The following is a 26,324-nucleotide window of genomic DNA, read 5'->3' on the forward strand; positions in this document are numbered from 1 at the left end:
TTGGGACTGTCACAAAACTTTTCCGGAAAAATTCGCAGCAATTTGTGCAGGAGACAAAGAGAAAGGGCGCCGCAAGGCGCCCTTTCGAGAGATTGCAACGCGGTGAACCGCGGGCCGTTAGCGCTTCGAGAACTGGAACGAGCGGCGGGCCTTTGCGCGGCCGTACTTCTTGCGCTCGACCACACGCGAGTCACGCGTGAGGAAGCCGCCCTTCTTCAGGATGCCGCGCAGCTCCGGCTCGAAATTGGTCAGCGCCTTTGACAGGCCGTGACGCACGGCGCCCGCCTGACCGGAGAGGCCGCCGCCGGAAACCGTGCAGATCACGTCGTACTGGCCCTGACGGTTCGATGACACCAGCGGCTGCTGGATCATCATGCGCAGCACCGGACGCGCGAAGTAGACCTCGAAGGCGCGGGTGTTGACCGTGATCTTGCCTGACCCCGGCTTGACCCAGACGCGGGCGACCGCGTCCTTGCGCTTGCCGGTGGCGTATGCACGACCATGCTTGTCGATCTTCTTGACATAGCGCGGCGCCTCAGCAGCGGCCGGCTTGAGCTGCGACAGTTGATCGAGCGATTGGATGCTTTCGGCCATCAGGCGGCCCTCATGTTCTTGCGGTTCATGGACGCGACATCGACGACCTGGGGCTGCTGCGCCTCATGCGGATGTTCGGCACCGGGATAGACGCGGAGGTTGCCAAGCTGACGGCGGCCGAGCGGCCCACGCGGCAGCATGCGCTCCACGGCCTTCTCGACCACGCGCTCCGGAAAACGGCCTTCGAGGATCGACTTGGCCGTCCGTTCCTTGATGCCGCCAATGAAGCCGGTATGATTGTAGTACACTTTGCGCTCGCGCTTGCGCCCGGTGAGCACAACCTTCGCCGCGTTGATGATGATGACATTGTCGCCGCAGTCGACGTGAGGCGTGTAGGTCGGCAGATGCTTGCCGCGAAGGCGCATCGCCACCAGCGTCGCGAGCCGGCCGACAACCAATCCCTTGGCGTCGATCAGCACCCACTTTTTTTCGACCTCGGCTGGCTTTGCCGAAAACGTCTGCATGATGGGGTTCCGTGGATAAAGAAAAAGGGCGCAGGTCGCGCCCGATGCCGCCGGTACTTAAAGAACGGGGAGTCCGCGGTCAATCCCTTCGTGAATAAAATAATCCAATATAATCAGCGACTTGCAATTATGGTGTAATAATACCTTAGCTAATCTCGTTTTGGTGGAATGGAATAGGTGGACGTGACATGCGCTACCGGTTCGGACCCCGCCGCCGAGTACAGCGTGACCTCGCCTACCGCCAGCCGCTTGCCGAGCTTCATGAGGCGGGCTTCTGCGATCAAATCGTGACCAGCGGGAGCCTTGCTGAGGAAATTGATGTTGAGATTGGTGGTGACGGCCAGGCCGACCGGCCCGATCGCCGACAGCAGCACGACATACATGGCGAAATCCGCGAGTGCCATCAGTGTCGGCCCGGAGACGGTGCCGCCCGGCCGCAACATGCTCTCATCGTAAGTTTCGCGGAGCCGACACGTCCTGCCGTCGGCCCGCTCGATGGCGATCGACGTGTCGCGAAACATCTGCGGCATCTCGCTGTGCAGGAACGTCTCAAGCTCCTTCACCGTCATTAGCGCCATATCGACCTTCCTGACCCCTGCCCGACCGCCGACTGATGCTCGGCGGGGCCATGGAAATCAGACCGGATCGCTTGGCGCAACGTGCTGAACGGCGACGCAAGGCCTAGTGCGGTGCTTCTGACGTTCCGATCAGCCTTGTTGCGATCTCAATCATCGGAACGTCAGAAACAAAAACCGCACTACAGGACACCAGCCCGCCGCCGTCAGCGGATCTTCGCGAAATCGCCGTGCCGCCCGAGTCCGTCCCTGAAGCGGCTGGCACCGGCAACGCCGTCAGCGATCAGCGCCTCGCGGCCGTTGTACCATTCCTGAATAAGCGCCTCGCGAACAGTCAGACCGTGACTCTTGATGGCCGAACGTCGGTCAGCACGGACACACACTTGCGGAAAGCGTGCGATCTCATGCGCCAGCTCTTCAGCCTTGGCACGTGCGCCGCCCTTCGGTGTCACGTACTCGCACAAGCCGATCGCAAGACACTCCTCGGCCGGGACCTTGCGTCCCGTGAGAATGATCTCCAATGCGCGGCCCTGTCCGACGATACGCGGCAACCGCACGGTACCGCCGTCAATCAATGGCACGCCCCATCGGCGACAATAGACGCCGAAATAAGACTCCGCCGCCATCACCCTGAAATCGCACCACAAGCCAAGCTCCATGCCGCCCGCAACTGCAGGTCCTTCAATGGCGCCGATGACAGGCTTGTCCAGTTCAAGTCGGGACGGTCCCAAAGGCCCGCGAGGAATCTCTCCGCCATTGCCGCGCGGACGCGCCGTGGAGATGTCGAGCTCGCCGAGCGGATAAGCGGCGTCGAGCGAACTGACGTATTTGAGATCCCACCCCGAACAGAATGCGCCGCCTGCGCCATAGAACACCGCAACGGCGGCATCTTTGTCGGCATCAAATTCGAGAAAAGCGGCGGTCAACTCGTCGGCGCTCTTCGGATCCATGGCGTTTCGCGCTTCAGGCCGATCGTGAATGATCGTCCAGACCGTTCCATCCCGTTCGATCCTGACTGTCATGGGGATCTCCTTATAACGATCGTTAATTCTAACATCGTTAGAATTCTAACGGTGTTAGGTCCTGCGTCAAGCGTGTGATATCCGATCCCGATGTCGAACGAACGAAAGGCCGGCCGGCGGAGAGCCGTCAGCGAGCTGAAACGCGAACTGATCGTGGATGCGGCACGGAAGGTCTTCGAGGCCGAAGGCCTGGACGGCGCATCCCTGCGCTCGATCGCAGCCGCTGCCGGCTATACGCCAGCCGCGCTCTACTTTCACTTCGACTCCAAGGAAGCCATCTATGCGGAGCTGCTGCTCACCTCGCTTGCAAGTCTTGGCCAGACCGTCAGCCGGGCCATCCTGCGGACGAAGCAGCCAGCCGACCGGCTTCGCGCCGCGGCGATGGCGTTTTTTCGCTTCTATGCGGAGAATCCGAGAGATCTCGACCTCGGCTTCTATCTTTTTCGCGGCGGAATGAAACCGCACGGCCTCGGCAAGAAGCGCGATGATGTGCTGAACGCGGCGCTGATTGCGGCGTTGTCTCCGATCGCCGAAGCTGCGCAGGTGCTGGGGGCGACGCGGGAACAGGCAAGGCTCCTGATGGCAGATGTCTTCGCCCATGCGGCCGGGCTATTGTTGCTGGCGCACACCGGCCGCATTCGCCTGTTTGGGGCGTCGGCGCAGAATTTGATGGAACGCTTCGTCGAGCATGCGATCGCAACATTGACTGCGAAGAAACCAGCATGACGGTGCCGAGGCGATGTTTTGCGGTTCGCATGGGCGACCACAATCGCATACACTGGGGCAACCAGAGACGGTCAGTGAGATGAACGTTCAACAGCAAAGTACCTCCAACGCCCTGGCTGCGCCGTTGCTGCGCGAGGCGCGCGACGCCGTCGAAATCCTGACGCTCAATCGCCCGGCGGCGCGCAACGCGCTGTCGGAGGAGATGATTGCGGCGCTGCATGCGGCGATCGACGCAGTCAGCCGTGAGGATGCCGTTCGCGGGATCGTCATCGCAGCGAACGGTCCGGCGTTCTGCGCCGGGCATGATCTGAAGGAGCTGACAGCGCGGCGCGGCGATGCCGACGGCGGCCGCGGCTATTTCGCCCACATCATGGGTTCGTGCAGCGCGATGATGCAGGCGATCGTGCACTGTCCCAAACCGGTCATCGCTGCGGTGAATGGCATGGCGACCGCCGCCGGGTGTCAGCTCGTGGCGACCTGCGATCTTGCGGTGGCCTCCGACACGGCAAGGTTCGCCACGCCCGGCGTCGACATCGGTCTGTTTTGTTCGACGCCAATGGTGGCGTTGACGCGCAATGTACCGCGCAAGCAGGCGATGGAGATCCTGTTGACCGGCGAACCGATCCCTGCCGAACGGGCACGCGAGATCGGCCTGGTCAATCGCGTCGTTGCCGAGGGCACCGAGCGGGCGAAAGCAATCGCGCTCGCCGAGCTGATTGCGAGCAAGTCGATGCATACGGTCAAGATCGGCAAGACCGCATTCTACAGACAGGCCGAGATGAGCCTTGCCGACGCATACCGCTTTGCCAGCGAAGTGATGACGGAAAACATGATGGCGCGTGACGCGGCCGAAGGCATTGCGGCGGCAATCGAGAAGCGCAAGCCGCGCTGGGAAGACAAGTAGCGGACGCGATGAACCACGACGCATACGAAGACGGCTACATCCGCACGATCCTGCGCAGCGTGCGCAGCATCGCCATCGTCGGCGCCTCCCCGAACACGGTACGGCCGAGCTATTTCGTGTTCAAGTACATGCTCGAGCGCGGCTACGACGTGATCCCGGTCAACCCGGGACAGGCCGGCAAGCAGATGCTTGGCAAGACGTTCGCAGCCTCACTGCGCGAAATCGGCCGGCCCATCGACATGGTCGATATCTTTCGGGCCTCGGAGCATGTCATGCCGGTGGTCGACGAGGCGCTGTCGCTCGCGCCCCTGCCCCGCGTGATCTGGATGCAGCTCGGCGTCCGCAACGACGCAGCCGCAGCAAAAATCGAGGCCGCCGGCATCAAGGTGGTGATGAATCGCTGCCCGAAGATCGAATACGGGCGCCTGTCTTCGGAGATTTCCTGGATGGGCGTGAATTCGCGCACGCTGAGCTCCAAGCGGGCTCCCATGCCGACCAATGGCGTGCAGCGGCTGTCGCTCGATCGCGAATCGTTCGGCACGGATGCGGCAAATCGCGGGATGCGCGAGCCGCCAAAAAGCTAAACGTATCCGCCGGAGGCCTTTGACATGCCGATCAAAGACCTTGCAATCGCCGCAGCAACTTGCGTCCTGATACTCGGCATTGCGTTGGTCTCGAATGCCCTGCTCGACCGGTACCAAACCGGCGAGGCAACGGTCGCAACGGCGCCTGAAGGCAGCGCCTGCGTCGATGCCAAGGGACACTGGGTCAACTGGCCCTGGGCGAACGTTCCCATGCTGTCGCCGCGTTGTCCTGACACTCCGGCCGGCCCGCCCGACAAGAAATAGCGCGCGAGACAGCGCAAAGCGCTGACATTCGGGAAAAATCGTCCTTGCATTGCGCTCCCGCGCAGAAGGTCATTGCGATCTGCATAATCCGGCGTTCGCCGCCTTGACGCAGACACCTCGCCGAGCATGATCGGTTCAGACAGAACACCAGGCACCTTCTCAAGGACCGAGCATGATCGACCGCATTCCCGGCTTCTCCACTCTCGCCATCCACGCAGGGGCCCAGCCCGATCCGACCACGGGCGCGCGGGCGACGCCGATCTATCAGACGACGTCCTTCGTCTTCAACGACGCCGAGCACGCCGCCTCGCTGTTCGGCCTGCAGGCATTCGGCAACATCTATAGCCGCATCGGCAATCCGACCAACGCGGTTCTGGAAGAGCGCGTCGCGGCTCTTGAGGGCGGTACCGCCGCGCTCGCCGTCGCCTCGGGCCATGCGGCACAGGTGGTCGTGTTCCAGGCGCTGCTGCAGCCGGGCGACGAGTTCATCGCCGCGCGCAAGCTCTACGGCGGCTCGATCAACCAGTTCAACCACGCGTTCAAGAGTTTCGGCTGGAACGTCGTCTGGGCCGACGGCGACGACATCGGCAGCTTCGAACGCGCCGTCTCGCCAAGAACCAAGGCCATCTTCATCGAGTCGATTGCCAACCCCGGCGGCACCGTGACCGACATCGAAGCCGTCGCCACTGTTGCGCGCAAGGCTGGGGTGCCGCTGATCGTCGACAACACGCTGGCCTCACCCTATCTCTGCAAGCCGATCGATCACGGCGCGGACATCGTCGTGCATTCCTTGACGAAATTTCTCGGCGGCCACGGCAATTCGATCGGCGGCATTATCGTCGATGCGGGCACCTTCGACTGGTCGCGCGACAACAAGTACCCGATGCTGAGCGAGCCGCGGCCGGAATATCACGGCATCAGGCTGCAGGAGACATTCGGCAATTTCGCCTTCGCGATCGCTTGCCGCGTGCTCGGCCTGCGCGACCTCGGCCCGGCGCTGTCGCCGTTCAACGCCTTCCTGATCCTCACCGGCATCGAGACGCTGGCACTTCGCGTGCAGAAGCACAGCGACAATGCCAAGGCCGTCGCCGAATGGCTGTCCAAGCATCCCTCGGTTGCCTGGGTCAGCTACGCCGGTCTGCAAGGCGACAAGTATCACAATCTTGCCCGCAAATATTGTCCGAAGGGCGCGGGCGCAGTGTTCACCTTCGGCCTGAAGGGTGGCTTCGAGGCCGGCAAGAAACTCGTCTCAGGCGTTCAGCTGTTCTCGCATCTTGCCAATGTCGGCGATACACGCTCACTCATCATTCATCCCGCATCGACCACCCACAGCCAGCTCGATGATGCGCAGAAGGTGGCGGCCGGCGCAGCGCCGGACGTGGTGCGCATATCGGTCGGCATCGAGGACAAGGAAGACATCATCGCCGATCTCGATCAGGCGCTGAAAGCTTAAGGAGACCTCAGCCCTTCTTGAACGTCTTGGCGACGTAATCGCGAATGTGCCGGATCGTATCCGGCGAGGTCCAGATCTCTTCGACGCGCTTGTCGACACGCACGGCATGCTGAGCCATCCGGTCAGCCACGGGCTGGCGAAGCTGCTCCTTGGTCGTGGCGAAAGCCGCCGGCGACAGATTTGCCAGCCCCTTGGCGGCCGCGAGGGAACGATTCATGAGCTCGGCGGGTTCGACGACCTCATCGACGAGCCCGCGCTGGCGGGCGTCGTCGCTCAGCCAGGTCGCGCCGGTCAACATGATGTCCGGCAGGTATTGTCGGTTCGCCGCAAAGCGCATCACCTCGAAGGCCAGTGCCGGAAACGGCACGCCGACGAGCAGTTCGGTCACGCCGATGCGGCCCTGACCGCGCGCTGCGATCCGGACATCGGCGCAACAGGCCAGCACGCACCCTCCGGCGATGGCGTGGCCGTTGACGGCGGCGATCAGCGGTTTTGGAAGGTTGAAGGCGGCATCGAACATCCGGTGCAGCGCCGGCAGGAACCGCCGCACATACGCTTCGCCGTCCGCCGAGACTCGCAAGAGATCGACGCCCGCTGAAAAGATATTGCCGGTCCCGACGATGATCGCGGCGCGAGCTTCGCTGTTGCGCAACTCGCCGAAGGCGCCGGCGAGCGCGTCACAGAATTCAACGTCGAGGGTGTTGGCCTTCCCATGCGCCATCCGCAGGATGGCAATGTCGTCCTGGCGGCTGAGATCGATCATCGCGATCCTCCAGAAACCATCGCCAGTGGGGCTGCAGCAGCCGCGTCGGAATAGCGGCGCCGGTTGACGCGTTCCGCCTGCAGCAGCACGAGCGTCAAGACGAGCACCGCGCCGGCCTGATGGGTGAGCGCAAGATCAATCGGCACGCTGTTCAGCAGCGTCAGCACGCCGAGCACAGCCTGCAAACCTGTCGCGAGCACGATCAGCAGTGCACCGCGGACGACGACGGCGTCCGCACGAACATAGAGCGCGTGCCCAAGGTGCAGCAGCGTCTGCGCCAGCAGCAGGTATGCGAGCATCCGGTGCGTGAACTGCACCGTGAGCATGTTGTCGAAGAAATTGCGCCACCACGGCTGCTCGAAGAAAAGCCGCCCGGCGGACGGGATGAAGACGCCGTCGATGTCCGGCCAGGTGTTGAAGATGCGCCCCGCGCGCAAGCCGGCAACCAGCGCGCCGAAGTAGAGCTGAAGAAACACGACGCCAGCCATCACGTTGACCGTCCATCGCAAGGTTGCGGAAGCCGGCGCGCGCTCCTCGCGCTCCGGTGTCATGCGCATCAGTGTCCAGACGATCAGCGCGTAGATCGACAGCGCCAGCATCAAGTGCACGGCGAGACGATATTGCGAAACTTCCGTGCGCCCCGACAGCCCGGACGCAACCATCCACCAGCCGACCGCGCCCTGCAGCGCGCCGAGCCCAAAGATCAGCCACAACCGCCGCTTCAGCCTGTCCGGCAAACCGCCGCGCCACAGAAAAACGAGAAACGGCAGCAGAAACACGACGCCGATCGCGCGGCCAAGAAAGCGGTGGCTCCATTCCCACCAGAAGATGGTCTTGAACTCGTCAAGGCTCATCCCGCGGTTGACCTGCTGGTACTGCGGGATCCTCTTATAAGCCTCGAACGCGTCGGTCCAAGCTTCTGCAGACAAGGGCGGAATCGTGCCGGTCACCGGCTTCCACTCGACGATCGAAAGGCCCGACTCGGTCAAGCGAGTCGCGCCGCCAACGAGGATCATCAGCACGATCATCGCTGCGACGACGACAAGCCAGGCGCGCACGCCAGTAAGGTGTGCTGCGCCGGATTGAGAAGTATTTCCAGGGGCCTGCGGCATTTTCTTGGAACGCAAGATGACTTGAACGAACGCTCGTCGCCCTTATAGTGCGCGCGCCGACCGGCGCAAGTTGCAATCCCGCGACCTTACTCGAATTCAGCCCATGACCATCCGCCAGCGAAAATTGATCGGCGCCGTCCTGCTGCTCCTGCTGGTGATCGTCTGGTCGCTCGCCGGTGTCGCGGTTGCACAGGCTCCCGTTCTCAAGGAAAACCGCCTCTGGCAGTTCGCGTTCTACATCGTCGCCGGACTTGGTTGGGTGCTGCCTGCCATGCCGCTGATCAAGTGGATGTCGAAGGGTCAGGAGTGACGACGGGCGGAAAAAGCGCCGCCTGCTTACCTAGTCCCTGTTCCCTGCCGGCTGTCCTCTTCCCGCCACCGTAATTCCGCTCAGGATCACACGCATCGTCCGCAGCGAGCGTCGACGCCCGTCCCAGGTCATGCGCGGCATCGACATGACGCCGGTCTGCCCGTTTGCAACAATTACCCCGGGTTCGGCAGTGACCGCACTGGCGAAATCAAGCTGTGTCGCGATCAGCACGTGACGGCGGCCGAACGCACGACTGTCGCCGAACGGATAGGCAACGTGCGGCGCGCTCCGACCGATCGCCGCCTCCACCACGGCGCGTCCCAACTTAAGCTCGCGTTCGGCTGCATCATTCAACGTACGCGAGAGCAGCGGATAATTCAGCGTCGCGCTGCCGATGGTCACGCGTGGATCCGATGACAACGCACTGAGTTCGGGCCACGTCATGACCGCGTCCCGCGAGACCGCCTTCAGATCGACACCGTATCGCGCGCACAGGTCACGGATGGCGATCGAACGCTCGGCCGCCGGCAGCGAGCGCAGCCAGTTATGCAGAACGCCGTAAACCTCGCGCTTCTCACGCCGCCTGCTGCAATCGAAACGCCGCTCGACACCATCGATCACGAGACCGATGCGATCGTGCTGCGCGATCACCTGCTCGAGCGCGAGCCACCAGAGTTCGCCAAGGCCGTCCGGAAAGCTTGCCGGGACATAGAGCGTGAACGGGACCTGATGTCGCGCCAGCACCGGATAAGCGTGGTCGAGGAAATCGCGGTAGCCGCCGTCGAACGTCAGGCACACGAAGCGGCGGCGATGGGTCGCAGGATGCCGCAGCCGTTCGATCACGTCGTCGATCGAAACGACGTCGAACTTCCAACGCTTCAGCGCGAGCAGCGTGCGATCCAGAAATTCGGGCGTGACCTCGTGCGCCCGTAGCGGCTGGAACCCGCCCGACACGCGCGGCCTGACGCGCTCGAAACGCAGAACCACCCCGAGCCCGCCGGTGCGTCGCGCGAGAATTCTTGCAATGCCCGTGAAATAGCCGAGCTCAAGCCCGAGTCGCGCCAGCGCGCGTTTTAAAGTCGACACGTGTCCTTGTTCCAGTAGCCGCTCGGGAAGAGCCCAAAAGCGCTGATCATTCCTTACCCTTTATTGACACTTGTTTGCCATCGTCGGTCCACTGGGCGTTGCGAATTTTCGTAATAATTCAAAAGTATAGCAGTTACGATGACGATGGCCGCTGTGATCGCAAACGACGCCACGCGAACCGTTGCGAGATCGGCCAGGACGTCGGTCGCAAGCATCCAGATCTTCAGTTCCTTCTCTGCCGTCGAGCAGGTGTGGCGTGCGCTCGAGGCGCCGGGGGAAATCGCAACGCCGTACCAACACTTCGATCTCCTCTGCGCCTGGCAAGGCAACGTTGGCGCGCGGCTTCGCGCAGCGCCGGCGCCGGTCATCGCCTACGACAGCGAGAAGCGGCCTGTGATGGTGCTGCCGATGATCATCGGATCACAGGGGCCGTTCCGGATCGCCCGCGCGCCCGGCGGTAAACACACCAACTTCAACATGGCGCTCTGGCGCCGTGACTTCGCCACGTCGGCGACGCTGGAAGACGCCCGGAAGATCGTTTCGCTGATCGGCGAAGCCGATCCCACGCTGGACGTGCTCGCATTGAGCCAACAGCCGCTGGAATGGAACGGCACGCAAAACCCGTTGGCGTTGTTGCCGCATCAACCATCCGTCAACGAGTGTCCGCTCCTGACCATCGATCCGAAGGCCCCGGCCGGCTCGTATATGGGCGGCTCGTTCCGCCGCAAACTCAACGGCAAGGAGCGCAAGCTGCAGGCCCTGCCCGGCTACCGCTACATCATCGCCCGCAACGCGACGGACGCGACGCGACTGCTCGACGCCTTCTTCGCCATCAAGCCGTTGCACATGGCCGCGCAGAAGATTCCCAACGTCTTTGCCGAGCCTAGCACCGAGCAGTTCATCCGTCAGGCCTGCATCGACGGCCTCGAAGAGGGCAAACCGGCGATCGAACTGCACGGGCTTGAATGCGATGCGGAAGTCATCGCAATCTTCGCCGGCGTCGGCGACGGCCAGCGCTTTTCGACGATGTTCAACACCTACACCATGTCAGAAGCCGCGCGGAACAGCCCAGGGCTGGTGCTGATCCGCAATATGATCGATCATTACACGCGGGACGGCTACACGTCGTTCGACTTCGGCGTCGGCACCGACGAATACAAGCTGCAATATTGCAAGGACGAGCGCCAGCCGCTGATCGACAGCTTTGTTGCCCTCAGCGCGAAAGGCCGTATCGCCGCACCTCTGCTCTCGCTGAAGAGCAGCATCAAGCGCGCCGTCAAGCACTCGCCCCGGGCGATGAAGCTGTTCTATCCGATCCGCCACCGGTTCGGTTGAGCCGTCAGCATTTGGCGTTTTGCCGTCGAGACGATGCCGTTCGTCCGAACGGAGTTACGCCGCGGCCCGACCACCCGGCTGGCCGAGCATCGACGGATCGACCGGTCCATCCAGCATGGTCACACCGCGGAAGCCTGCGCCCAGAAGTTCGTTGCGGACCACCTCGCGCATCCGCGTGTCTAACTCGGTCGCGATCAGCACGGCGTGGGCGTTGGGAGCTACGAGCTGTTCGGGAATGTCGTCGAGCGACCCCGCATCGAGAATGACATGGTCGTAGACACGCATCAGCGCGTCGACCGTCATCGCCAGCCGCGGCGACTGCAGCATTCCCGTGTCCACGCGGCCGGTGCCCGCTCCAACGATCTGCACACGTGACATCCGATCCTTGCCGATCAGTTCTCCGAACGACGCCGTCCCTTGCACAAGGTCGCTCAGTCCGGGAACTGACGGATCGGCCATGACCGCCTTGATCGTCGCGGACACCATCGACAGGTCGACCAGCACGACGCTCGCGTCGCGAACCAGAAGGCGCGCCAGGGCCAGCGCCGTGAGCGACGTCCCGGCCGAGGGCTCGACGCCAATCACCGTGATCTTGCGCGCGCCGGCGCCGAGCGCGCGCAGCTCGGCCGCCACCCGCTCCAGTTCGCTGATCGGCGCTGAGAACTCCGGAGGCTCCTCGCGCCCCGGCGGAGGCGCCGTCGCGGCCGCGGCCGCGGCCGGGAGCCGTGCGCCAGCATCAGAGCGAGGCGCCGTCATCTTCAACAGCTCTGCGGTGACGATGGAGCCCGCTGACAACATCAGCGTCGCCAGCGTTGCGATCAGCACGATCGGCAATTTCTTCGGGAAGGCAGGAACGTTGGAGACGATCGCATGCGAGATGATGCGCGCTCCCGACGGTGTGGTATCGAGATTTTCGCGGGTGGTGGCCTCACGGAATCGTGCGAGGTAGGATTCCAACAGCTCGCGCTGCGCCCTCGCCTCACGCTCCAGCGCGCGCAGTTGCACATCCTGGGCGTTGGTGGACGTGGCCTGCTTCTTGAGCTGATCGAGGCTCGCGCTCATGCTCTCGGCGCGCGCGCCGGCGATCCGTGCGTCGTTCTCGAGGCTGCGGGAAACCCTGGCGGCTTCGTCGCGAAGCTGCCGGTCGAGTTCGGAGATCTGCGCACGCAGCTCCCTGATGCGCGGATGGTTACCGAGCAACGTGGCAGACTGCTCCGCGAGCAGCCCCTGCAAGGTGGCGCGCTGCTCACTCAGGCGCCGCACCATCTCGGAATTCAGCACCTCCGATGCCTCGATGGGCCTGCCAGACTGCAGCATGCCGCGGATCAGCCGCGCCTTCGATTCGGCGTCCGCCTTTTGCGCCCTGGCGTTGCTGAGCTGGGTGTTGAGTTCGGCCATCTGCTGGTTGGACAGCGTCGTGTTGTTGTTGCCGACGAACAGGTTCGCCCTGCTGCGGAAGTTCTCGACCCGCGCTTCGGCGTCGGTAACCTTCTTCCGCAGATCCTCGATTTCACCCTCAAGCCATTGTCCGGCCGAGCGCGCCTGATTCTGCCGCGCAGCCTGTTGCATCGCCAGATACCCCTCGGCGATGGAGTTGGCGACCCGCGCCGCGAGCTCAGGGTCGCTCGACTGGAATTCGATGGCGATCACCCGCGACTTCTCGACGGCGTACGCGGTCAACCGGTCGTAATAGGCCTCCAGCACCCGTTCTTCGGGGCTGAGCTTGAGCGGATCCCGGACAATGCCAAGCTGCGCCAGCATCGCGCGAAGCGGCGACACGCGGCCCTGCTTGACAGAATCGAACTCGGGACGGTCGCCGAGCTTATTCTTGCGGATGATCTGGAGCGCCAGGTCGCGCGACAGGATGATCTGCACCTGGCTGGTGATCGCTTCGGCATCGAGCTCGCCCCGCTCCTCGGCACGCTCTGCATTCGGCCGCAGGAACACGTTCTCGCCGCCATCGATGAGGATGCGCGCTTCCGATTTGTAGCGCGGCGTCATGGTGTTGACGGCGGCGAACGACAAGGCAGCGACGATCGCCGTAGGCACGATGATCCATGCCTTCTTGCGCATGAGCGCGTTCCAGACCTGCCGAAGGTCGAGATCGCCCATCGCGCCTGCAGGCACAGCTATGGATGCTGGCGCCTGTTTCGTGGGGAGTGCAGCGGCAGCTGGAGCAGGAGGCTCTCTCGCTTCCTCGGCCCGCCAGAACTTCCAACGCATCGCACGCTCCTACAGGACGCAACGGTGACTTGATCTGATGCCGCCGGGTTTGAAGTCCTTTGGGGTGCGGGGCACTCGGAGGGATTACAAACGATTATGGTTGCCGCCACGTTAATTTCCGGCAAGGTGCCGGGGCTGGAAATCAAAAACCGCAATACGCCATCGTCGTTTGTTAACCACGCAAGCCGTTAAGCCCGTATGAATTTTTCGATTGCATCTTGCCCTGCGCGTCGGCCGCAGGGGTGCCGGCGATACAGGTGGTCTCGAGGATGGCATTGATACCTCCCGATCCGTTGCGGATCCTGCACGCCGTGCGCGCGCCCGTCGGCGGTATCTTTCGCCACATCCTCGACCTCGCTCAGGGACAGATCGAGCGTGGCCATCAGGTCGGTATTCTGGCGGACAGCCTCACTGGCGGCGAGCGCGCCAAAGCCGCGCTTGCGGACATGGAGCCACGCCTCGCGCTGGGTGTGCACCGCATCGCCATTCGACGCGAGCCGCATCCGGCCGACCTGATGCTCGTTTCGCAGTTCAACTCGCTGATCCGCCGCGCAAAGCCGCATGTCCTGCACGGCCACGGCGCAAAGGCAGGCGCTTTCATCCGCACCAAAGGCCGCGCGGAGAACCTGATCAGGGTGTACACTCCGCATGGCGGCTCGCTGCACTACGGGACAGATACGCTCAAGGGCAGGATTTACGCCGGCCTCGAACTCGCGCTGATGAACCGCACCGACCTGTTCCTGTTCGAGAGCCAATTCGCCCGCAACACCTATGAGCGCCTCGTCGGCACGCCAAAGGGCCTGGTGCGCTGCGTCTTCAACGGCGTGACCGCGAAGGAATTCGACCCGCTCGTCGTTGCAGACGACGCGACCGATGTCGCCTATGTCGGCGAGTTCCGTCACATCAAGGGCGCCGACATCCTGATCGAGGCCGTGGCGAGGCTGCGCGCCGCGGGACGACCCGTGACACTGACGCTCGGCGGCGATGGCGAAGAAACCGCGAGCCTGCGCGCGCTCTGCGCGAAGCTCAATCTCGACGCCGCCGCGCGCTTTATCGGCCATGTGCCGGCGCGGTTTGGCTTCAGCAAGGGGCGGCTGCTGGTCGTGCCATCGCGCGGCGACTCCATGCCCTATGTCGTGATCGAAGCGGCCGCAGCCGGCGTGCCGATGATCGCGTCGAATGTCGGCGGCATTCCGGAAATCTTTGGCCCGTTCACTGACGGCCTTGTCAGGCCGGGTGATCCGGATGCGCTGGCCGCGGCCATCGCTTCCTCGCTCGACAACCCTGATAAGGCGCACGATCGCGCGAAGCTGCTGCGGGAACGCGTCTTTTCGCACTTTTCGCAACGAGCCATGGTCGATGGTGTGCTGGCAAGCTACCGCGAGGCGTTCGCCGACCATTAATCTTTCTTTACCCTGCTAACCAAATCTTCCGAATTGTCCGCTAACGCCCTACAGGGCACATCCGGCCACAGCTGGTTTCGGCCGGCCGGACCGAGGTCGGACACGCCGTCATGGAAACTATCGATACTCGCACCATGCTTGATTCCGCGGCGAGCGCGGCGTCCACTCATTCGTCATCCGGCCCGCGCCTCGAGCGCCGACGACGCCTCACGCCGATGGCGCTCGCCGTCGTCAACGAGAAGGTCGGCGCCGCCTATTCGCCGATCGTCATCACCGGCCTGGTGCGCCTCGCCGACTTTCTGCTGATCAGCCTGACCGGCATCGCGCTTTATTTGAGTTATGTTGTTCCGATAGACGGCTTCGGCTGGTCCTACATCGCCGCGATCGTCGCCATCGCGCTGACCGCCGTCGCCTGCTTCCAAGCCGCCGACATCTACGACGTGCAAGCCTTCCGTGGCCAGCTGCGCCAGATGAGGCGAATGATCTCGTCCTGGGCGGTGGTGTTCCTCCTGTTCATCGGTGTTTCGTTCTTCGCCAAGTTCGGCAGCGCCGTGTCGCGACTCTGGCTCTCCGGGTTTTTCTTCATCGGCCTCGGGCTGCTGATCGGCAGCCGCCTGATCCTGCGCGCCCTGGTGCGCCGCTGGGCGCGCGAAGGCCGTCTTGACCGCCGCACCGTGATTGTCGGCGCCGACGACAACGGCGAGAAGCTGATTGAAGCGCTGAACGCCGAGGTGGAGGACTCCGACATTCGCATTCTCGGTGTGTTCGACGACCGCAACGACGATCGCGCGATGGACACCTGCGCAGGCAGCCCGAAGCTTGGCAAGGTCGATGACGTCGTCGAGTTCGCGCGCCGGACCCGCGTCGATCTCGTCCTGTTCGCGCTGCCGATCTCGGCCGAGGCTCGTATCCTGGAGATGTTGAAGAAACTCTGGGTGCTGCCGGTCGATATCCGCTTGTCCGCACATACCAACAAGCTGCGCTTCCGTCCCCGCTCCTACTCCTACCTCGGCAAGGTGCCGACGCTGGATGTCTTCGAGCAGCCGATCAACGACTGGGACCTGGTGATGAAGGCGCTGTTCGACCGGATCGTCGGCGGCATCGCCCTACTGGCGTTGTCGCCGCTGCTGGCATTGGTCGCGCTCGCCATCAAGCTCGACAGCAGCGGACCTGTCTTCTTCAAGCAGAAGCGCTTCGGCTTCAACAACGAGCGGATCGACGTGTTCAAGTTCCGCTCATTGTATCACAACATGGCGGACCCGACCGCTTCGAAGGTTGTGACCAAGAACGATCCCCGCGTCACCCGCATCGGCCGCTTCATCCGCAAGACCTCGATCGATGAGCTGCCGCAGCTGTTCAACGTCGTGTTCAAGGGCAACCTGTCTCTTGTCGGCCCGCGCCCGCATGCGATCCAGCAGAAGCTCGAGAACAAGCTTCTCGAGGAGGCGGTTGACGGTTACTTCGCCCGTCACCGCGTCAAGCCCGGCATCACCGGCTGGGCGCAGATCAACGGCTGGCGCGGCGAGGTCGACAGCACCGAGAAGATCCAGCGGCGTGTCGAGTTCGACCTCTACTACATCGAAAACTGGTCGGTGCTGTTCGATGCCTACATTCTTCTGAAGACACCGTTTGCGCTTCTGAAGGCCGAGAACGCGTATTAGAGCCGGCACGTTCGCAATGAATGCTGCCGTGATTGCCCTTGCCGTCAACGCGCTACCGGCGCAGCATTTGCCACGACGGCCGACGGAATTGCTTCGCCCATTTTGGCTAGCGAAACGATGCCATTCTCCGAACGGGGAGTGGCCGAACAAGCGGCGCCGTCTTTCAGACAGCAATCGTTCGCAAATAACAGGTCGCCGTGCCGTCGTTGAACTGTGATCTAACATTTCCGCAAGGTTTGATTTTGTTCGCTTGAGCCGAAGCCAATGCGCCTTACGTTCTTGTTACAGAATGAAAGGAAGCCCCCATGCTGATCGGCGTTCCAAAGGAGATCAAGAACAACGAATATCGCGTCGGGCTCACGCCTTCCTCCGTCGCAGAACTGATCCACAATGGCCACGCCGTGCTGGTACAGACATCCGCTGGCCTCGGCTCCGGTCTTGCTGATGAGGAGTATGTTGCCGCTGGTGCAACGATCGCCGGTACTGCGAGCGAAATCTTCGAGCGCGCCGAAATGATCGTGAAGGTGAAGGAACCGCTCGCGCCCGAGCGCAAGATGTTGCGGCCCGGACAGATCCTCTTCACCTATCTTCATCTCGCGCCAGATCTCGCGCAAACCAAAGACCTCATTGCCTCGCATGCGACCTGCATTGCCTACGAGACTGTAACCTCACCGTACGGTGGCTTGCCGCTGCTGACGCCAATGTCGGAGGTCGCAGGACGGCTTGCGCCTCAAGCCGGTGCGCATTGCCTGGAAAAGGGCGCCGGCGGCCGCGGTGTGCTGCTCGGCGGCGTACCAGGCGTGCCCGCCGGTGAAGTCATCATCCTTGGCGGTGGCGTGTCGGGCACCCAAGCCGCGATCATCGCGCTCGGCATGGGCGCGAATGTCACCGTCGTCGATCGCAATCCGGAAGCACTGCGGCGCCTTGCCTTGCAGTTCGGTACCGGCGTGCGCACGATCTTCTCCACCCGCTCTGCAGTCGCCGAGATCGTTAAACGCGCGGACCTGCTGATCGGCGCGGTGCTGGTGCCAGGCGCCGCTGCACCGAAGCTCGTGACCCGCGCGATGGTGGCGACGATGAAGCCGGGCGCGGTGATCGTGGATATCGCGATCGACCAGGGCGGCTGCTGCGAGACCTCGCGGCCGACCACGCACTCCGATCCGACCTACGTGGTCGACGGCATCGTGCACTATTGCGTCACGAACATGCCAGGTGCGGTTGCACGCACATCCACGTTCGCGCTGAACAATGCGACGCTGCCATTCGTCCTCGCGCTCGCCGACAAGGGCCTGCGCGCTGCAGTGGCAGCGGACAGTCACCTGCGCGCCGGGCTCAATGTCTATGCCGGCCACGTGACCTGCAAGCCGGTCGCCGAAGCGCATGGCCTGGAGTGGGTGTCGGCCGAGACGGCGCTGAACATGCCGCCGGCGGTGAACTGAGGTCAATCGGGCCAACGCCGCGACGTTAGACAGAGTAGAGCACCTTCCGTTTGGACAGTCATATCGGCGACGCCTACGCAGGGGTGACAGCGCGTTTCGCGCTCAATAGATTGCGTGCGCAACAACAAGGAGAAACAGGCGCATGAATCGCCGAGAACTGTTCATTGCGCTGTCCGGCGCGATGCTGACCCCGCAAGTCGCTTTCGCCGACGCGTACCCCACCCGACCCATCAAGATCATCGTGCCGTTCGGCCCTGGCGGCTCCGGCGACATCTCCGCGCGACTGATCGGCAGGCAAATCGAGGAGAAGACCGGACAGGCGGTTGTCGTCGATAATCGTGCCGGCGCCAACGGCATCGTCGGCACCATGGGCGCAAAGACCTCGCCGGCCGACGGCTACACGGTGCTGTTGATCACCACGTCGACGCACGCGGCAAACACAAGCCTGGTCAAGAACCTGCCTTACGATCCCGCCAAGGACTTCGAGGTGGTCGGCTTCTTCCGCTCCAGCGGCACCTACCTGCTCGTGCGGCCCGATGCGCCCTGGAAGAACCTGCAGGCGTTCATCGACGCCGCGAAGAAAGAACCCGGCAAGCTGACCTTCGGCTATTTCAACGCGTCCTCACGCACGCCGCCGGAATACCTAAGCCGCCTTGCCAAAATCGAGTTGCAGGCAATTCCCTACCGCGCCATCGCCAACGCAGTCGCCGATCTGATGAGCGGTCAGATCCATTGCCTGTTCATCGATACTACCGCATCGGCGCAGTATATTCAGAACAGCCAGCTTCGCCCGATCGCGATCACGCGGCCGACGCGGTCGAAGCAGGCGCCGGATGTGCCGACCGTGGCCGAGACCTTTCCGGGATTTTCGCTGACCGGCTTCCTCGGAATGGCCGTGCCGAACGGTACACCGCGCGACGTCGCAGAAAAACTCAACGCCCTCATCAATCACGCGCTGAGCATTCCGGAAGTCCAGCATCGCATGGATGAGTTCGGGCTATCGTACGATCAGATGACGATTGCACAGGCCACCGAAGAGGTGCGGGCCGAGCGCGAGCGCTGGGTCGAATACACCCGCGTTGCGGGCATTCAGGCCGAATAGCATACCAAGGCGCTTAAGACATTGCGGCCGGCGACGTGCGCGTGCCGGCCGCACCGAACTACCGCGCCGGACTTTCTGCATAGAACGCGCGGCACACTGGCGTCACGGTTTAGGCAACCCGCAAGATTTCTCATTAATTCGACACCACTGATTCAGCTTTCCTTGATGCACCATCAGTGCCAAGCGGATGATGTGGGGCCGATTCGTAGACCTCATCTCGCGACTAAGCTAACGTCGCGCCGCCAACAGGCTGAGTTCTGGGGAAGACATGTCGACTTGGCGACGGACCGTCGGGCTTACGATTGTTCTGTTGTGTATCCTCGCCGCGCCGCCTGGCGCGGTCTCCTTCCTTGAGAGTGCCGTCGTCGACGAGGCGAGACTCGCCGGACGCACCGCGGCCTCGTTTCCCATGGCCGACGAGAACTACTTCAAGGACATGGATTCCGGCATCGAGCTGACGCTCGACGAGATCAAGGGCCGCAACATGTGGCTGGTCTGGAGCGGCGGCAACGACCGCTTCTGGGACAGCTTTACTGTGCCGACGCTCGGCGCCTTCGACTTGCTGAAGATCGTATCGTCGCATCCGCGACAGGATTTCGGCCGCGACAATCGCTGGGCGAAGCTCGGCCTCGTCAACGAGCCCTGCTTCGAAAAGGCCGCCGCGCCCGATCCAAAACGGTTTGGCCTCTGGCTCGACATACGCGATCCGTCCTGTCAGCCCGATCCGTTCGACAACCCGACGAAGTATCCGGGCGTGGCCGTCGGCGCCCGCGGCAAGAATCTTCCGGTCGGCTCGTTCTACGGCGAGCCGACCGGCATTGTCGGGCTCCGCCTGTTTCCCAATCCCGCCTTCGACGAAGCGGCCGCACGACAATGGGATCCGGAGCGCTACTACAACGACCGCACGTACTACGAGAACAAGAACCTGGTCCGGCCCTATCGCGTCGGCATGGCCTGTGGTTTCTGCCATGTGGGACCAGGTCCAACCCGGCCGCCGCGCAACGCGGAGCATCCGGCGTGGTCAGATCTCAGCTCCACGGTCGGCGCCCAGTTCATGCGCGTGAGCCGCCTGTTTCTGCCCAACCTCGATTCGAAGAGCTTCCTGGTTCAGTTGCTGCAGAGCTACCGCCCCGGCGCACTGGACACCTCACTGATCTCGAGCGACAGCATCAACAATCCGCGGACCATGAATGCGCTCTATCATTTTGGTGCGCGCATGGCGGTGGCGCCACGGCTCGGCAGGGAAACGCTTGACGGCGACCAGCGCGACAACAAGCAGTTCAACGACTTCGTAGCGAGCGGTCCTTTGACTGAATTCTTCAAGGCGCCCGACACCGTGTTCACACCGCACATCCTCAAGGATGGCGCCGACTCGGTCGGCCCGCTTGGCGCGCTCAATCGTGTCTATCTGAATATCGGTCTCTTCAGTGAGGAATGGCTGCGGCACTTTAATCCATTGATCGGCGGCACGCCGATCACGCCGATCCGGATCGCGACGGCGAGGCAGAATTCGAGCTACTGGGAGGCGACCGAAACAAACACGCCGTACTTCGCGCACTTCCTGCTCAAGGCCGGCCAACCCGATCTATTGAAAGACGCGCCCGGCGGCGCGCAAATCGTCGCGGCCGAAGCCGCAGCCGCCCAGCGCGGCCGGACCGTCTTCGCGACCGCCTGCGCGCGCTGCCACTCCAGCAAGGGACCATCGCCGCCACCAGGTTTCAACGCCGGCCTCACCTGCAACGGCAAAGATCATCGCGCGTGTTTCAAGAATTACTGGGCCTGGACCAAGACCGACGACTACAAGCGGCAGATGGCCGAGATCGTGCAGCGTGCCGATTTTACCGACGGCAATTATCTGTCGTCGGATGCCCGCATTCCGGTGACGTTGCTCCGGACGAACGCCTGCAGCCCGCTCGCCGCTAACGCCCTAGCGGGCAACATCTGGGACAACTTCTCATCGCAATCCTACAAGAGCCTGCCGTCGGTCGGTGCCATCACTGTCCGCGATCCGTTCACCGGCGAGCGCAAGCGGTTTGACATGCCGGCCGGAGGGCGCGGCTACACGCGGGCGCCATCGCTCGTCAGCCTGTGGTCGACCGCGCCATTCCTACTCAACAATGCGCTCGGACCACTGAACGGCGATCCGTCCGTGGAAGCGCGGCTGAAGGCTTATGACGCGGCGATGGAGCAATTACTCTGGCCGGAAAAGCGGGACAAGGACGCACTGCTTGGCAACAAGGGCGTCGGCCTGATCGACCGCACGAGCGAACCCACGCTGATCACAATCCCGTCGAGCCATATTCCGGGACCATTCGCCGGCTGGCACGAATGGGCGTATCAGTGGGCGCATCGATGGCTCCCCTGGCTGGTTTCGAGCGGCGGCGACATTACGATCGGCCCGATTCCGAAGAACCTGCCGGTCAATCTCCTCGCCAACATCCGTCTGTTGCCGGAGAACATCGTCGGATTGCCGGATCACATCGCGCGCGTGATAGCGCTTCGCCCGGACCTCGAGCGCGGCATCGATCTTCGGCGGGAAAATGCAACCGACGAAGAGCTGTTCCAGCACTATACCCAGCTCGCGCCGCGGCTGCTCGCGCTCAGCGCCTGCCAGGACTTCGAGGTCAATCGCGGTCACTACTTCGGGACGGCTCAATTCAACGAGACCGAAGGTCTCACCGATGACGAGAAAGCCTTCGGCCCGGAGGCGCCATTGAGCGACGATGACAAGCGCGCGTTGATCGCCTTTCTGAAGACCCTGTGAGACAGCCCTTGCCGCTAGGGCATTTTCCGGAAAAGTGGACACCGGTTTTCCGCAGAAAATGCGACCAATCAAACGAATCTAGAGCGCTTTCCGATTCAAACTAATCGGAAAGCGCTCTAGGCGTTGGCACCGTGGATCGCATCGATCACCGCGGCTGTGACCTCTGCCGTGCGTGCCTTGCCGCCAAGATCGGGCGTGTGGAATCGGGCATCGCTCGTCACCCGCTCGATTGCGTTCATGAGGCGCCCAGCAGCGCTCACCTCCCCGAGGTGCTCGAGCATCATCACCGCCGACCAGAACGTTCCGATTGGATTGGCGATGCCCTTGCCCATGATGTCGAATGCGGAGCCGTGGATCGGCTCGAACATCGACGGGTAAACCTTTTCCGGATTGAGGTTGGCGGTCGGAGCGATACCGAGCGATCCTGCAAGCGCGGCCGCGAGGTCGGAAAGAATGTCTGCGTGCAGGTTCGTGGCGACGACCGTGTCGATCGTCTCAGGGCGCATGACCATCCGCATTGTCATGGCATCGACCAGCATCTTGTCCCAGTTGACGTCCTTGAACTCTGCGGAGATTTCAGTCGCGATCTCGTCCCACATGACCATCGCGTGGCGCTGTGCATTGGATTTCGTCACCACGGTCAGCAGCTTGCGGGGCCTTGACTGTGCGAGGTGGAAGGCAAAACGCATGATCCGCTCGACGCCGGCGCGGGTGAAGACCGATACATCCGTCGCCGCCTCGAGCGGGGATCCTTGATGCACGCGCCCGCCGACGCCGGCATACTCTCCTTCCGAGTTCTCACGAACGATGACCCAATCGAGCTCCTTTGCCTCGACTTTCCGCAACGGACTGGTGATGCCCGGCAGGACTCGGGTCGGACGCACGTTGGCGTATTGGTCAAACGGCTGGCAGATCGCCAGCCGCAATCCCCACAGGGTGATGTGATCGGGCACGTCAGGCGCGCCGGCCGAACCGAACAGAATAGCGTCGTGATGGCGGATCTGATCGCGGCCGTCGGCCGGCATCATGCGACCATGTTTCTTGTAGTACGCCGAACCCCAGTCGAAGTGATCGACCTTGAACGCAAATGCGCCTTCTCTCTTCGCCAGGGCCTGCAGGGCTTCGACGCCCGCCGCAATCACCTCGGTGCCGATCCCATCCCCTGGAATGGCCGCGATCTTGTAAGTCTTCATGCTCTGACAATGTCCTGAACAGTCATCATTCGCCCTTTGCACCCGCCGCCTTGATGACCGCGCCCCATCGCGGCACTTCCGCTGCAAGATGCTCCTTGAGCGCGGCCGGAGTGGCCAATTGCGCCGGAACGGGCTCCGTTCCAAGGCTCGCAAAACGCTCGACGACTTTGGGATCCTTGAGAGCAACTTGTAACGCGTTGACCAGCTTGTCGGTCACGTCCTTCGGCAAACCTTTCGGAGCCCACAAGGCATGCCAGGCCGAGACTTCGAACCCCTTCATCGGCCCGGAATCGAGCGGCGGAAGATCTGGCAATGACGAAACTTTGGCCTTCGTCGTAACGGCATAGCCTCTGATCTTGCCTTCCTTGATCTGATTGGTCGTGTTGGTGGTCTGGTCGCACATGATGTCGAACTGATTGCCCAGCAGGTCGTTCATCGCCGGCCCGGTGCCACGGTAGCCGACGCCGCGCGGTTGCACGTCGAGCTCCTTCGACAACATGAGCATGCAAAGGAAGGAGGCCGAGCCCACTCCGGCGTGGCCATAGGTAACCTTGTCGTTCTCCCGACGCATCCAGGTCAGCAACTCGCTCACATTCTGCGCAGGAACGCCGGTTCTTGAAACGAGCGCCATCGGCACGTCGGTGATACGGCCGAGATGATCGAAGTCGTTGATCACGTCATACTTCAGTGCGGGATAGAGCGACGGCGCGGTGGCATGCGCAATGTGCCAGACCGCGATCGTGTATCCGTCGGGTGCGGCGGCAGCAACGCGTGCCATGCCGATCGTTCCGCCTGCCCCACCCGCATTTTCGACGACGACCGTCTGACCGAGCGTCCGGCTCATGGATTCGGCCACCAGCCGAGCGACCGTGTCGGTCGGGCCACCGGCTGCGGCCGGCACCATCAACGCAATCGAACGTGTCGGGTAGTTGCTCTGGGCTGCCGCGAACTGCGGAAACAGGGTCATGGCGGCTAAGCCGCCGAAAACAAGCACGCGACGGTCGAGCCGCATAGCGCTCCTCCATACAGGTCGTTGGCGCGTCGTCGCGCGCAGACGAGGATAGGCCGGTTTGCAGGCGCTGCAATGGAGTGAAGTCACGGGCTGAAAAGCACCCGGCTTCGCATCTGATGCCCTCCTTTACCGTATTGAGCACGTCACTACCGATCCCGGCCCGTTCGTGCGGCTGACCCAACCCATCGTTCTTGATTTGTTCATAAGTCACTGAGACAAAGGATGGTTCTGAGGAGTGATTCGTGCTTGCGACAGTGGCCGCAGACTATCTTGACGCGCTCAATCCGGCGCAGCGCCGAGCCGTGGAGCATGGCGTCACCGCGGGTGGCCATATCGGACCACCTCTCCTCGTCATCGCCGGGGCAGGCTCCGGCAAGACCAACACCCTCGCCCACCGTGTCGCGCACCTGATCGTCTGCAACGCCGATCCACGCCGCATCCTCTTGATGACCTTTTCGCGCCGCGCAGCCGCGGAGATGGCCAAGCGCGTGGAACGGATCGCTCGCAAAATCCTGGGCGACAAGGCCGGCGTAATGGCCGACGCGCTCACCTGGGCCGGAACATTCCACGGCATCGGGGCGCGGCTGTTGCGCGACTATGCCGACCAGATCGGCGTCGACCCCGCCTTCACGATCCATGACCGCGAAGACTCCGCCGACCTGATGAATCTCGTCCGCCACGAGCTCGGCTTCTCCAAGACCGAGAGCCGCTTCCCAACCAAAGGCGCCTGCCTTGCGATCTACTCGCGCTGCGTTAACGCGGAGAGCGATATCGCGCAGGTCATCGGCCAGTTCTTTCCCTGGTGCTCGGGATGGGCAGGCGAGTTGAAGCAGCTGTTCGCCGCCTATGTCGAAGCGAAGCAGAAACAGAACGTCCTCGACTACGATGACCTCCTGCTTTACTGGGCTCAGATGATGTCGGATGCGGATCTTGCCGCCGACGTCAGCGGACGGTTCGATCATGTGCTGGTGGATGAGTACCAAGACACCAACCGGCTACAGTCCTCGATCCTGCTGGCGCTAAAGCCTGGCGGACGCGGGCTCACAGTCGTCGGCGACGACGCGCAGTCGATCTATTCGTTTCGGGCGGCAACCGTGCGCAACATTTTGGATTTTCCGGATCAGTTCACGCCGCGCGCGGAAATCATCACGCTCGACCGCAACTATCGCTCGACCGAACCAATTCTGTCCGCCGCCAATGGTGTGATCGGCCTCGCCAAAGAGCGCTTCACCAAGAACCTGTGGACGGAGCGGTCATCATCGGCAAAGCCGCGGCTGGTGGCGGTCCGCGATGAAGCCGACCAGGCGCGCTACATTGTGGAGCACGTGCTCGAAAATCGCGAAGAAGGTTCGCTGCTGAAGCAGCAGGCCGTGCTGTTTCGCACCTCGTCGCACAGCGGACCGCTGGAGGTCGAGCTGACACGGCGCAACATCCCGTTCGTGAAGTTCGGCGGGTTGAAGTTCCTCGACGCCGCGCACATCAAGGATGTGCTGGCGCTGTTGCGCTTCGTCGAGAACCCGCGCGACCGGGTCGCGGGATTCCGCATTCTTCACCTGTTGCCCGGGATCGGTCCTGCGTCCGCGCAACGCATTCTCGAGCGCATGGCAGAAGCGGCCGACCCGATCGCGGCGCTCGTCGCCCTGCCCTCGCCGCCACGCACCGGCGAGGACTGGAAGGCCTTCGTGCAGGCCGTCGGCAACCTGCGATATTCCGAATGGCCGGCCGACATGGAACGGGCGCGGCTTTGGTACGAACCGCACCTCGATCGTATTCACGTGGACGCAGAGACACGGCGCGCCGACATCATTCAACTCGAGCAGATCGCAAGCGGCTATGCCTCGCGCGAGCGCTTTCTGACCGAGCTCACGCTTGATCCGCCCGATGCGACCAGCGACCAGGCCGGCGTGCCGCTCCTCGACGAGGACTATCTGATCCTCTCGACGATTCATTCGGCGAAGGGCCAGGAATGGAAGTCCGTCTATCTGTTGAATGTCGTTGACGGCTGCATGCCGTCCGATCTCGGCGCCGGCACAACCGCCGAGCTCGAAGAGGAGCGTCGCTTGCTCTATGTGGCGATGACGCGCGCAAAGGACGATTTGCACCTTGTGGTGCCGCAGCGTTTTTTCACGCACGGCCAGCAAGCGCAGGGCGATCGCCATGTCTACGCGTCGCGGACACGTTTTATTCCAGAGCGCTTGCTTGCGCTTTTCGAGAGAGCCCACTGGCCGACATTTGCGCCAGCCTCGGCACGCCCCAGCTCGCAAGGTCCGCGCATCGACATCGGCGCGCGAATGCGCGGCATGTGGCGATGAGATTGGCGCTGGCCGTCCGCACT

The 26,324-nt window shown here is 62.8% G+C and carries 23 protein-coding genes; 13 read left to right on the forward strand and 10 right to left on the reverse strand.

The genetic code is table 11. From position 1 onward, the window contains the following. Nucleotides 1-117: 117 nt before the first annotated feature. From rpsI to RCO31_RS00120, 4 genes are all read right to left on the reverse strand, one after another. Nucleotides 118-594: a 30S ribosomal protein S9 gene (gene rpsI / locus RCO31_RS00105; protein ID WP_308966133.1), complete on the reverse strand. Its 477-nt coding sequence runs from the start codon at nucleotides 592-594 to the stop codon at nucleotides 118-120. Further along, a complete protein-coding gene (gene rplM, locus RCO31_RS00110) occupies nucleotides 594-1,058 on the reverse strand; it encodes a 50S ribosomal protein L13 (RefSeq protein ID WP_308966134.1) in 465 nt (154 codons plus the stop codon). The genes rpsI and rplM overlap by 1 nt, the downstream gene beginning before the upstream one ends. Nucleotides 1,059-1,207: 149 nt before the next feature. After that, entirely contained in the window at nucleotides 1,208-1,636 is a 429-nt protein-coding gene (locus tag RCO31_RS00115) for a PaaI family thioesterase (RefSeq protein ID WP_308966135.1), read from the reverse strand. Between the two features lie 203 nt (nucleotides 1,637-1,839). After that, complete coding sequence (locus RCO31_RS00120; RefSeq protein ID WP_308966136.1) at nucleotides 1,840-2,655, reverse strand: crotonase/enoyl-CoA hydratase family protein; 816 nt, start codon at nucleotides 2,653-2,655, stop codon at nucleotides 1,840-1,842. A gap of 90 nt (nucleotides 2,656-2,745) precedes the next feature. On the opposite strand from RCO31_RS00120, the gene RCO31_RS00125 reads away from it, so the two are divergent. The 5 genes from RCO31_RS00125 (at nucleotide 2,746) to RCO31_RS00145 (ending at nucleotide 6,586) form a co-directional block, all read left to right on the forward strand. Further along, nucleotides 2,746-3,381, forward strand: coding sequence for a helix-turn-helix domain-containing protein (locus RCO31_RS00125; RefSeq protein WP_308966137.1), 636 nt, complete (start codon nucleotides 2,746-2,748; stop codon nucleotides 3,379-3,381). A 79-nt stretch (nucleotides 3,382-3,460) separates the two neighbouring features. After that, a complete protein-coding gene (locus tag RCO31_RS00130) occupies nucleotides 3,461-4,285 on the forward strand; it encodes an enoyl-CoA hydratase (protein WP_308966138.1) in 825 nt (274 codons plus the stop codon). Between the two features lie 8 nt (nucleotides 4,286-4,293). Continuing rightward, complete coding sequence (locus tag RCO31_RS00135) at nucleotides 4,294-4,869, forward strand: CoA-binding protein (RefSeq protein ID WP_308966139.1); 576 nt, start codon at nucleotides 4,294-4,296, stop codon at nucleotides 4,867-4,869. A 24-nt stretch (nucleotides 4,870-4,893) separates the two neighbouring features. Next, nucleotides 4,894-5,133, forward strand: a complete 240-nt coding sequence (locus RCO31_RS00140) for a hypothetical protein (RefSeq protein WP_308966140.1) — start codon at nucleotides 4,894-4,896, stop codon at nucleotides 5,131-5,133. A 172-nt stretch (nucleotides 5,134-5,305) separates the two neighbouring features. Next, entirely contained in the window at nucleotides 5,306-6,586 is a 1,281-nt protein-coding gene (locus RCO31_RS00145; protein WP_308966141.1) for an O-acetylhomoserine aminocarboxypropyltransferase, read from the forward strand. 7 nt (nucleotides 6,587-6,593) lie between these two features. Here RCO31_RS00145 and RCO31_RS00150 read toward each other — a convergent pair whose 3' ends face one another. Together RCO31_RS00150 and RCO31_RS00155 are read right to left on the reverse strand one after the other, a co-directional pair. Further along, nucleotides 6,594-7,349: an enoyl-CoA hydratase/isomerase family protein gene (locus tag RCO31_RS00150; RefSeq protein ID WP_308966142.1), complete on the reverse strand. Its 756-nt coding sequence runs from the start codon at nucleotides 7,347-7,349 to the stop codon at nucleotides 6,594-6,596. Continuing rightward, the gene (locus tag RCO31_RS00155) at nucleotides 7,346-8,461 is read right to left on the reverse strand and encodes a COX15/CtaA family protein (protein WP_308966143.1); all 1,116 of its coding nucleotides are present in this window, start codon (nucleotides 8,459-8,461) and stop codon (nucleotides 7,346-7,348) included. The genes RCO31_RS00150 and RCO31_RS00155 overlap by 4 nt, the downstream gene beginning before the upstream one ends. A 103-nt stretch (nucleotides 8,462-8,564) precedes the next feature. Between RCO31_RS00155 and RCO31_RS00160 the strand changes: the two genes are divergently transcribed. After that, on the forward strand, nucleotides 8,565-8,771 hold the full coding sequence (locus tag RCO31_RS00160; protein WP_308966144.1) for a DUF2842 domain-containing protein: 207 nt from the start codon (nucleotides 8,565-8,567) through the stop codon (nucleotides 8,769-8,771). A 30-nt stretch (nucleotides 8,772-8,801) separates the two neighbouring features. Here RCO31_RS00160 and RCO31_RS00165 read toward each other — a convergent pair whose 3' ends face one another. After that, nucleotides 8,802-9,857, reverse strand: a complete 1,056-nt coding sequence (locus tag RCO31_RS00165; RefSeq protein ID WP_308966145.1) for a polysaccharide deacetylase family protein — start codon at nucleotides 9,855-9,857, stop codon at nucleotides 8,802-8,804. A 138-nt stretch (nucleotides 9,858-9,995) separates the two neighbouring features. Here RCO31_RS00165 and RCO31_RS00170 point away from each other — a divergent pair, with 138 nt between their 5' ends. Beyond that, nucleotides 9,996-11,192, forward strand: coding sequence for a GNAT family N-acetyltransferase (locus RCO31_RS00170; protein WP_308966146.1), 1,197 nt, complete (start codon nucleotides 9,996-9,998; stop codon nucleotides 11,190-11,192). Nucleotides 11,193-11,246: 54 nt separating this feature from the next. Here the strand turns inward: RCO31_RS00170 and RCO31_RS00175 are convergent, their stop codons facing one another. After that, on the reverse strand, nucleotides 11,247-13,415 hold the full coding sequence (locus RCO31_RS00175) for a GumC family protein (protein ID WP_374991397.1): 2,169 nt from the start codon (nucleotides 13,413-13,415) through the stop codon (nucleotides 11,247-11,249). A 269-nt stretch (nucleotides 13,416-13,684) separates the two neighbouring features. Between RCO31_RS00175 and RCO31_RS00180 the strand changes: the two genes are divergently transcribed. The 5 genes from RCO31_RS00180 to RCO31_RS00200 all read left to right on the forward strand — a co-directional run bounded on the left by RCO31_RS00180 (nucleotide 13,685) and on the right by RCO31_RS00200 (nucleotide 21,784). Further along, nucleotides 13,685-14,818 carry a glycosyltransferase family 4 protein gene (locus RCO31_RS00180; protein ID WP_308966148.1) on the forward strand — a complete coding sequence of 378 codons (1,134 nt, stop codon included), beginning with the start codon at nucleotides 13,685-13,687 and terminating at the stop codon, nucleotides 14,816-14,818. A gap of 110 nt (nucleotides 14,819-14,928) precedes the next feature. Further along, nucleotides 14,929-16,479: an undecaprenyl-phosphate glucose phosphotransferase gene (locus RCO31_RS00185; protein ID WP_308966149.1), complete on the forward strand. Its 1,551-nt coding sequence runs from the start codon at nucleotides 14,929-14,931 to the stop codon at nucleotides 16,477-16,479. 305 nt (nucleotides 16,480-16,784) lie between these two features. Continuing rightward, nucleotides 16,785-17,918, forward strand: a complete 1,134-nt coding sequence (gene ald / locus RCO31_RS00190) for an alanine dehydrogenase (RefSeq protein WP_308966150.1) — start codon at nucleotides 16,785-16,787, stop codon at nucleotides 17,916-17,918. 142 nt (nucleotides 17,919-18,060) lie between these two features. Beyond that, nucleotides 18,061-19,020, forward strand: coding sequence for a tripartite tricarboxylate transporter substrate binding protein (locus RCO31_RS00195; protein ID WP_308966151.1), 960 nt, complete (start codon nucleotides 18,061-18,063; stop codon nucleotides 19,018-19,020). A gap of 268 nt (nucleotides 19,021-19,288) precedes the next feature. Continuing rightward, nucleotides 19,289-21,784 carry a hypothetical protein gene (locus RCO31_RS00200; protein WP_308966152.1) on the forward strand — a complete coding sequence of 832 codons (2,496 nt, stop codon included), beginning with the start codon at nucleotides 19,289-19,291 and terminating at the stop codon, nucleotides 21,782-21,784. Between the two features lie 116 nt (nucleotides 21,785-21,900). Here the strand turns inward: RCO31_RS00200 and RCO31_RS00205 are convergent, their stop codons facing one another. Continuing rightward, on the reverse strand, nucleotides 21,901-22,977 hold the full coding sequence (locus RCO31_RS00205) for a tartrate dehydrogenase (protein ID WP_308966153.1): 1,077 nt from the start codon (nucleotides 22,975-22,977) through the stop codon (nucleotides 21,901-21,903). A gap of 25 nt (nucleotides 22,978-23,002) precedes the next feature. Beyond that, nucleotides 23,003-23,989: a tripartite tricarboxylate transporter substrate-binding protein gene (locus RCO31_RS00210; protein ID WP_308966154.1), complete on the reverse strand. Its 987-nt coding sequence runs from the start codon at nucleotides 23,987-23,989 to the stop codon at nucleotides 23,003-23,005. Between the two features lie 254 nt (nucleotides 23,990-24,243). Between RCO31_RS00210 and RCO31_RS00215 the strand changes: the two genes are divergently transcribed. Then, complete coding sequence (locus RCO31_RS00215) at nucleotides 24,244-26,301, forward strand: ATP-dependent helicase (protein ID WP_374991402.1); 2,058 nt, start codon at nucleotides 24,244-24,246, stop codon at nucleotides 26,299-26,301. Nucleotides 26,302-26,324 lie beyond the last annotated feature (23 nt).

Source organism: Bradyrhizobium sp. LHD-71 (assembly GCF_031157255.1).
Taxonomy (GTDB): Bacteria; Pseudomonadota; Alphaproteobacteria; order Rhizobiales; family Xanthobacteraceae; genus P52-10.

Bases quoted from the DNA above. Each gene is read 5' to 3' on its own strand.
- rpsI (WP_308966133.1), bottom strand. From the start codon at position 594: ATGGCCGAAAGCATCCAATCGCTCGATCAACTGTCGCAGCTCAAGCCG.
- rplM (WP_308966134.1), bottom strand. From the start codon at position 1,058: ATGCAGACGTTTTCGGCAAAGCCAGCCGAGGTCGAAAAAAAGTGGGTG.
- RCO31_RS00115 (WP_308966135.1), bottom strand. From the start codon at position 1,636: ATGGCGCTAATGACGGTGAAGGAGCTTGAGACGTTCCTGCACAGCGAG.
- RCO31_RS00120 (WP_308966136.1), bottom strand. From the start codon at position 2,655: ATGACAGTCAGGATCGAACGGGATGGAACGGTCTGGACGATCATTCAC.
- RCO31_RS00125 (WP_308966137.1), top strand. From the start codon at position 2,746: ATGTCGAACGAACGAAAGGCCGGCCGGCGGAGAGCCGTCAGCGAGCTG.
- RCO31_RS00130 (WP_308966138.1), top strand. From the start codon at position 3,461: ATGAACGTTCAACAGCAAAGTACCTCCAACGCCCTGGCTGCGCCGTTG.
- RCO31_RS00135 (WP_308966139.1), top strand. From the start codon at position 4,294: ATGAACCACGACGCATACGAAGACGGCTACATCCGCACGATCCTGCGC.
- RCO31_RS00140 (WP_308966140.1), top strand. From the start codon at position 4,894: ATGCCGATCAAAGACCTTGCAATCGCCGCAGCAACTTGCGTCCTGATA.
- RCO31_RS00145 (WP_308966141.1), top strand. From the start codon at position 5,306: ATGATCGACCGCATTCCCGGCTTCTCCACTCTCGCCATCCACGCAGGG.
- RCO31_RS00150 (WP_308966142.1), bottom strand. From the start codon at position 7,349: ATGATCGATCTCAGCCGCCAGGACGACATTGCCATCCTGCGGATGGCG.
- RCO31_RS00155 (WP_308966143.1), bottom strand. From the start codon at position 8,461: ATGCCGCAGGCCCCTGGAAATACTTCTCAATCCGGCGCAGCACACCTT.
- RCO31_RS00160 (WP_308966144.1), top strand. From the start codon at position 8,565: ATGACCATCCGCCAGCGAAAATTGATCGGCGCCGTCCTGCTGCTCCTG.
- RCO31_RS00170 (WP_308966146.1), top strand. From the start codon at position 9,996: ATGACGATGGCCGCTGTGATCGCAAACGACGCCACGCGAACCGTTGCG.
- RCO31_RS00175 (WP_374991397.1), bottom strand. From the start codon at position 13,415: ATGCGTTGGAAGTTCTGGCGGGCCGAGGAAGCGAGAGAGCCTCCTGCT.
- RCO31_RS00180 (WP_308966148.1), top strand. From the start codon at position 13,685: ATGGCATTGATACCTCCCGATCCGTTGCGGATCCTGCACGCCGTGCGC.
- RCO31_RS00185 (WP_308966149.1), top strand. From the start codon at position 14,929: ATGGAAACTATCGATACTCGCACCATGCTTGATTCCGCGGCGAGCGCG.
- ald (WP_308966150.1), top strand. From the start codon at position 16,785: ATGCTGATCGGCGTTCCAAAGGAGATCAAGAACAACGAATATCGCGTC.
- RCO31_RS00195 (WP_308966151.1), top strand. From the start codon at position 18,061: ATGAATCGCCGAGAACTGTTCATTGCGCTGTCCGGCGCGATGCTGACC.
- RCO31_RS00200 (WP_308966152.1), top strand. From the start codon at position 19,289: ATGTCGACTTGGCGACGGACCGTCGGGCTTACGATTGTTCTGTTGTGT.
- RCO31_RS00205 (WP_308966153.1), bottom strand. From the start codon at position 22,977: ATGAAGACTTACAAGATCGCGGCCATTCCAGGGGATGGGATCGGCACC.
- RCO31_RS00210 (WP_308966154.1), bottom strand. From the start codon at position 23,989: ATGCGGCTCGACCGTCGCGTGCTTGTTTTCGGCGGCTTAGCCGCCATG.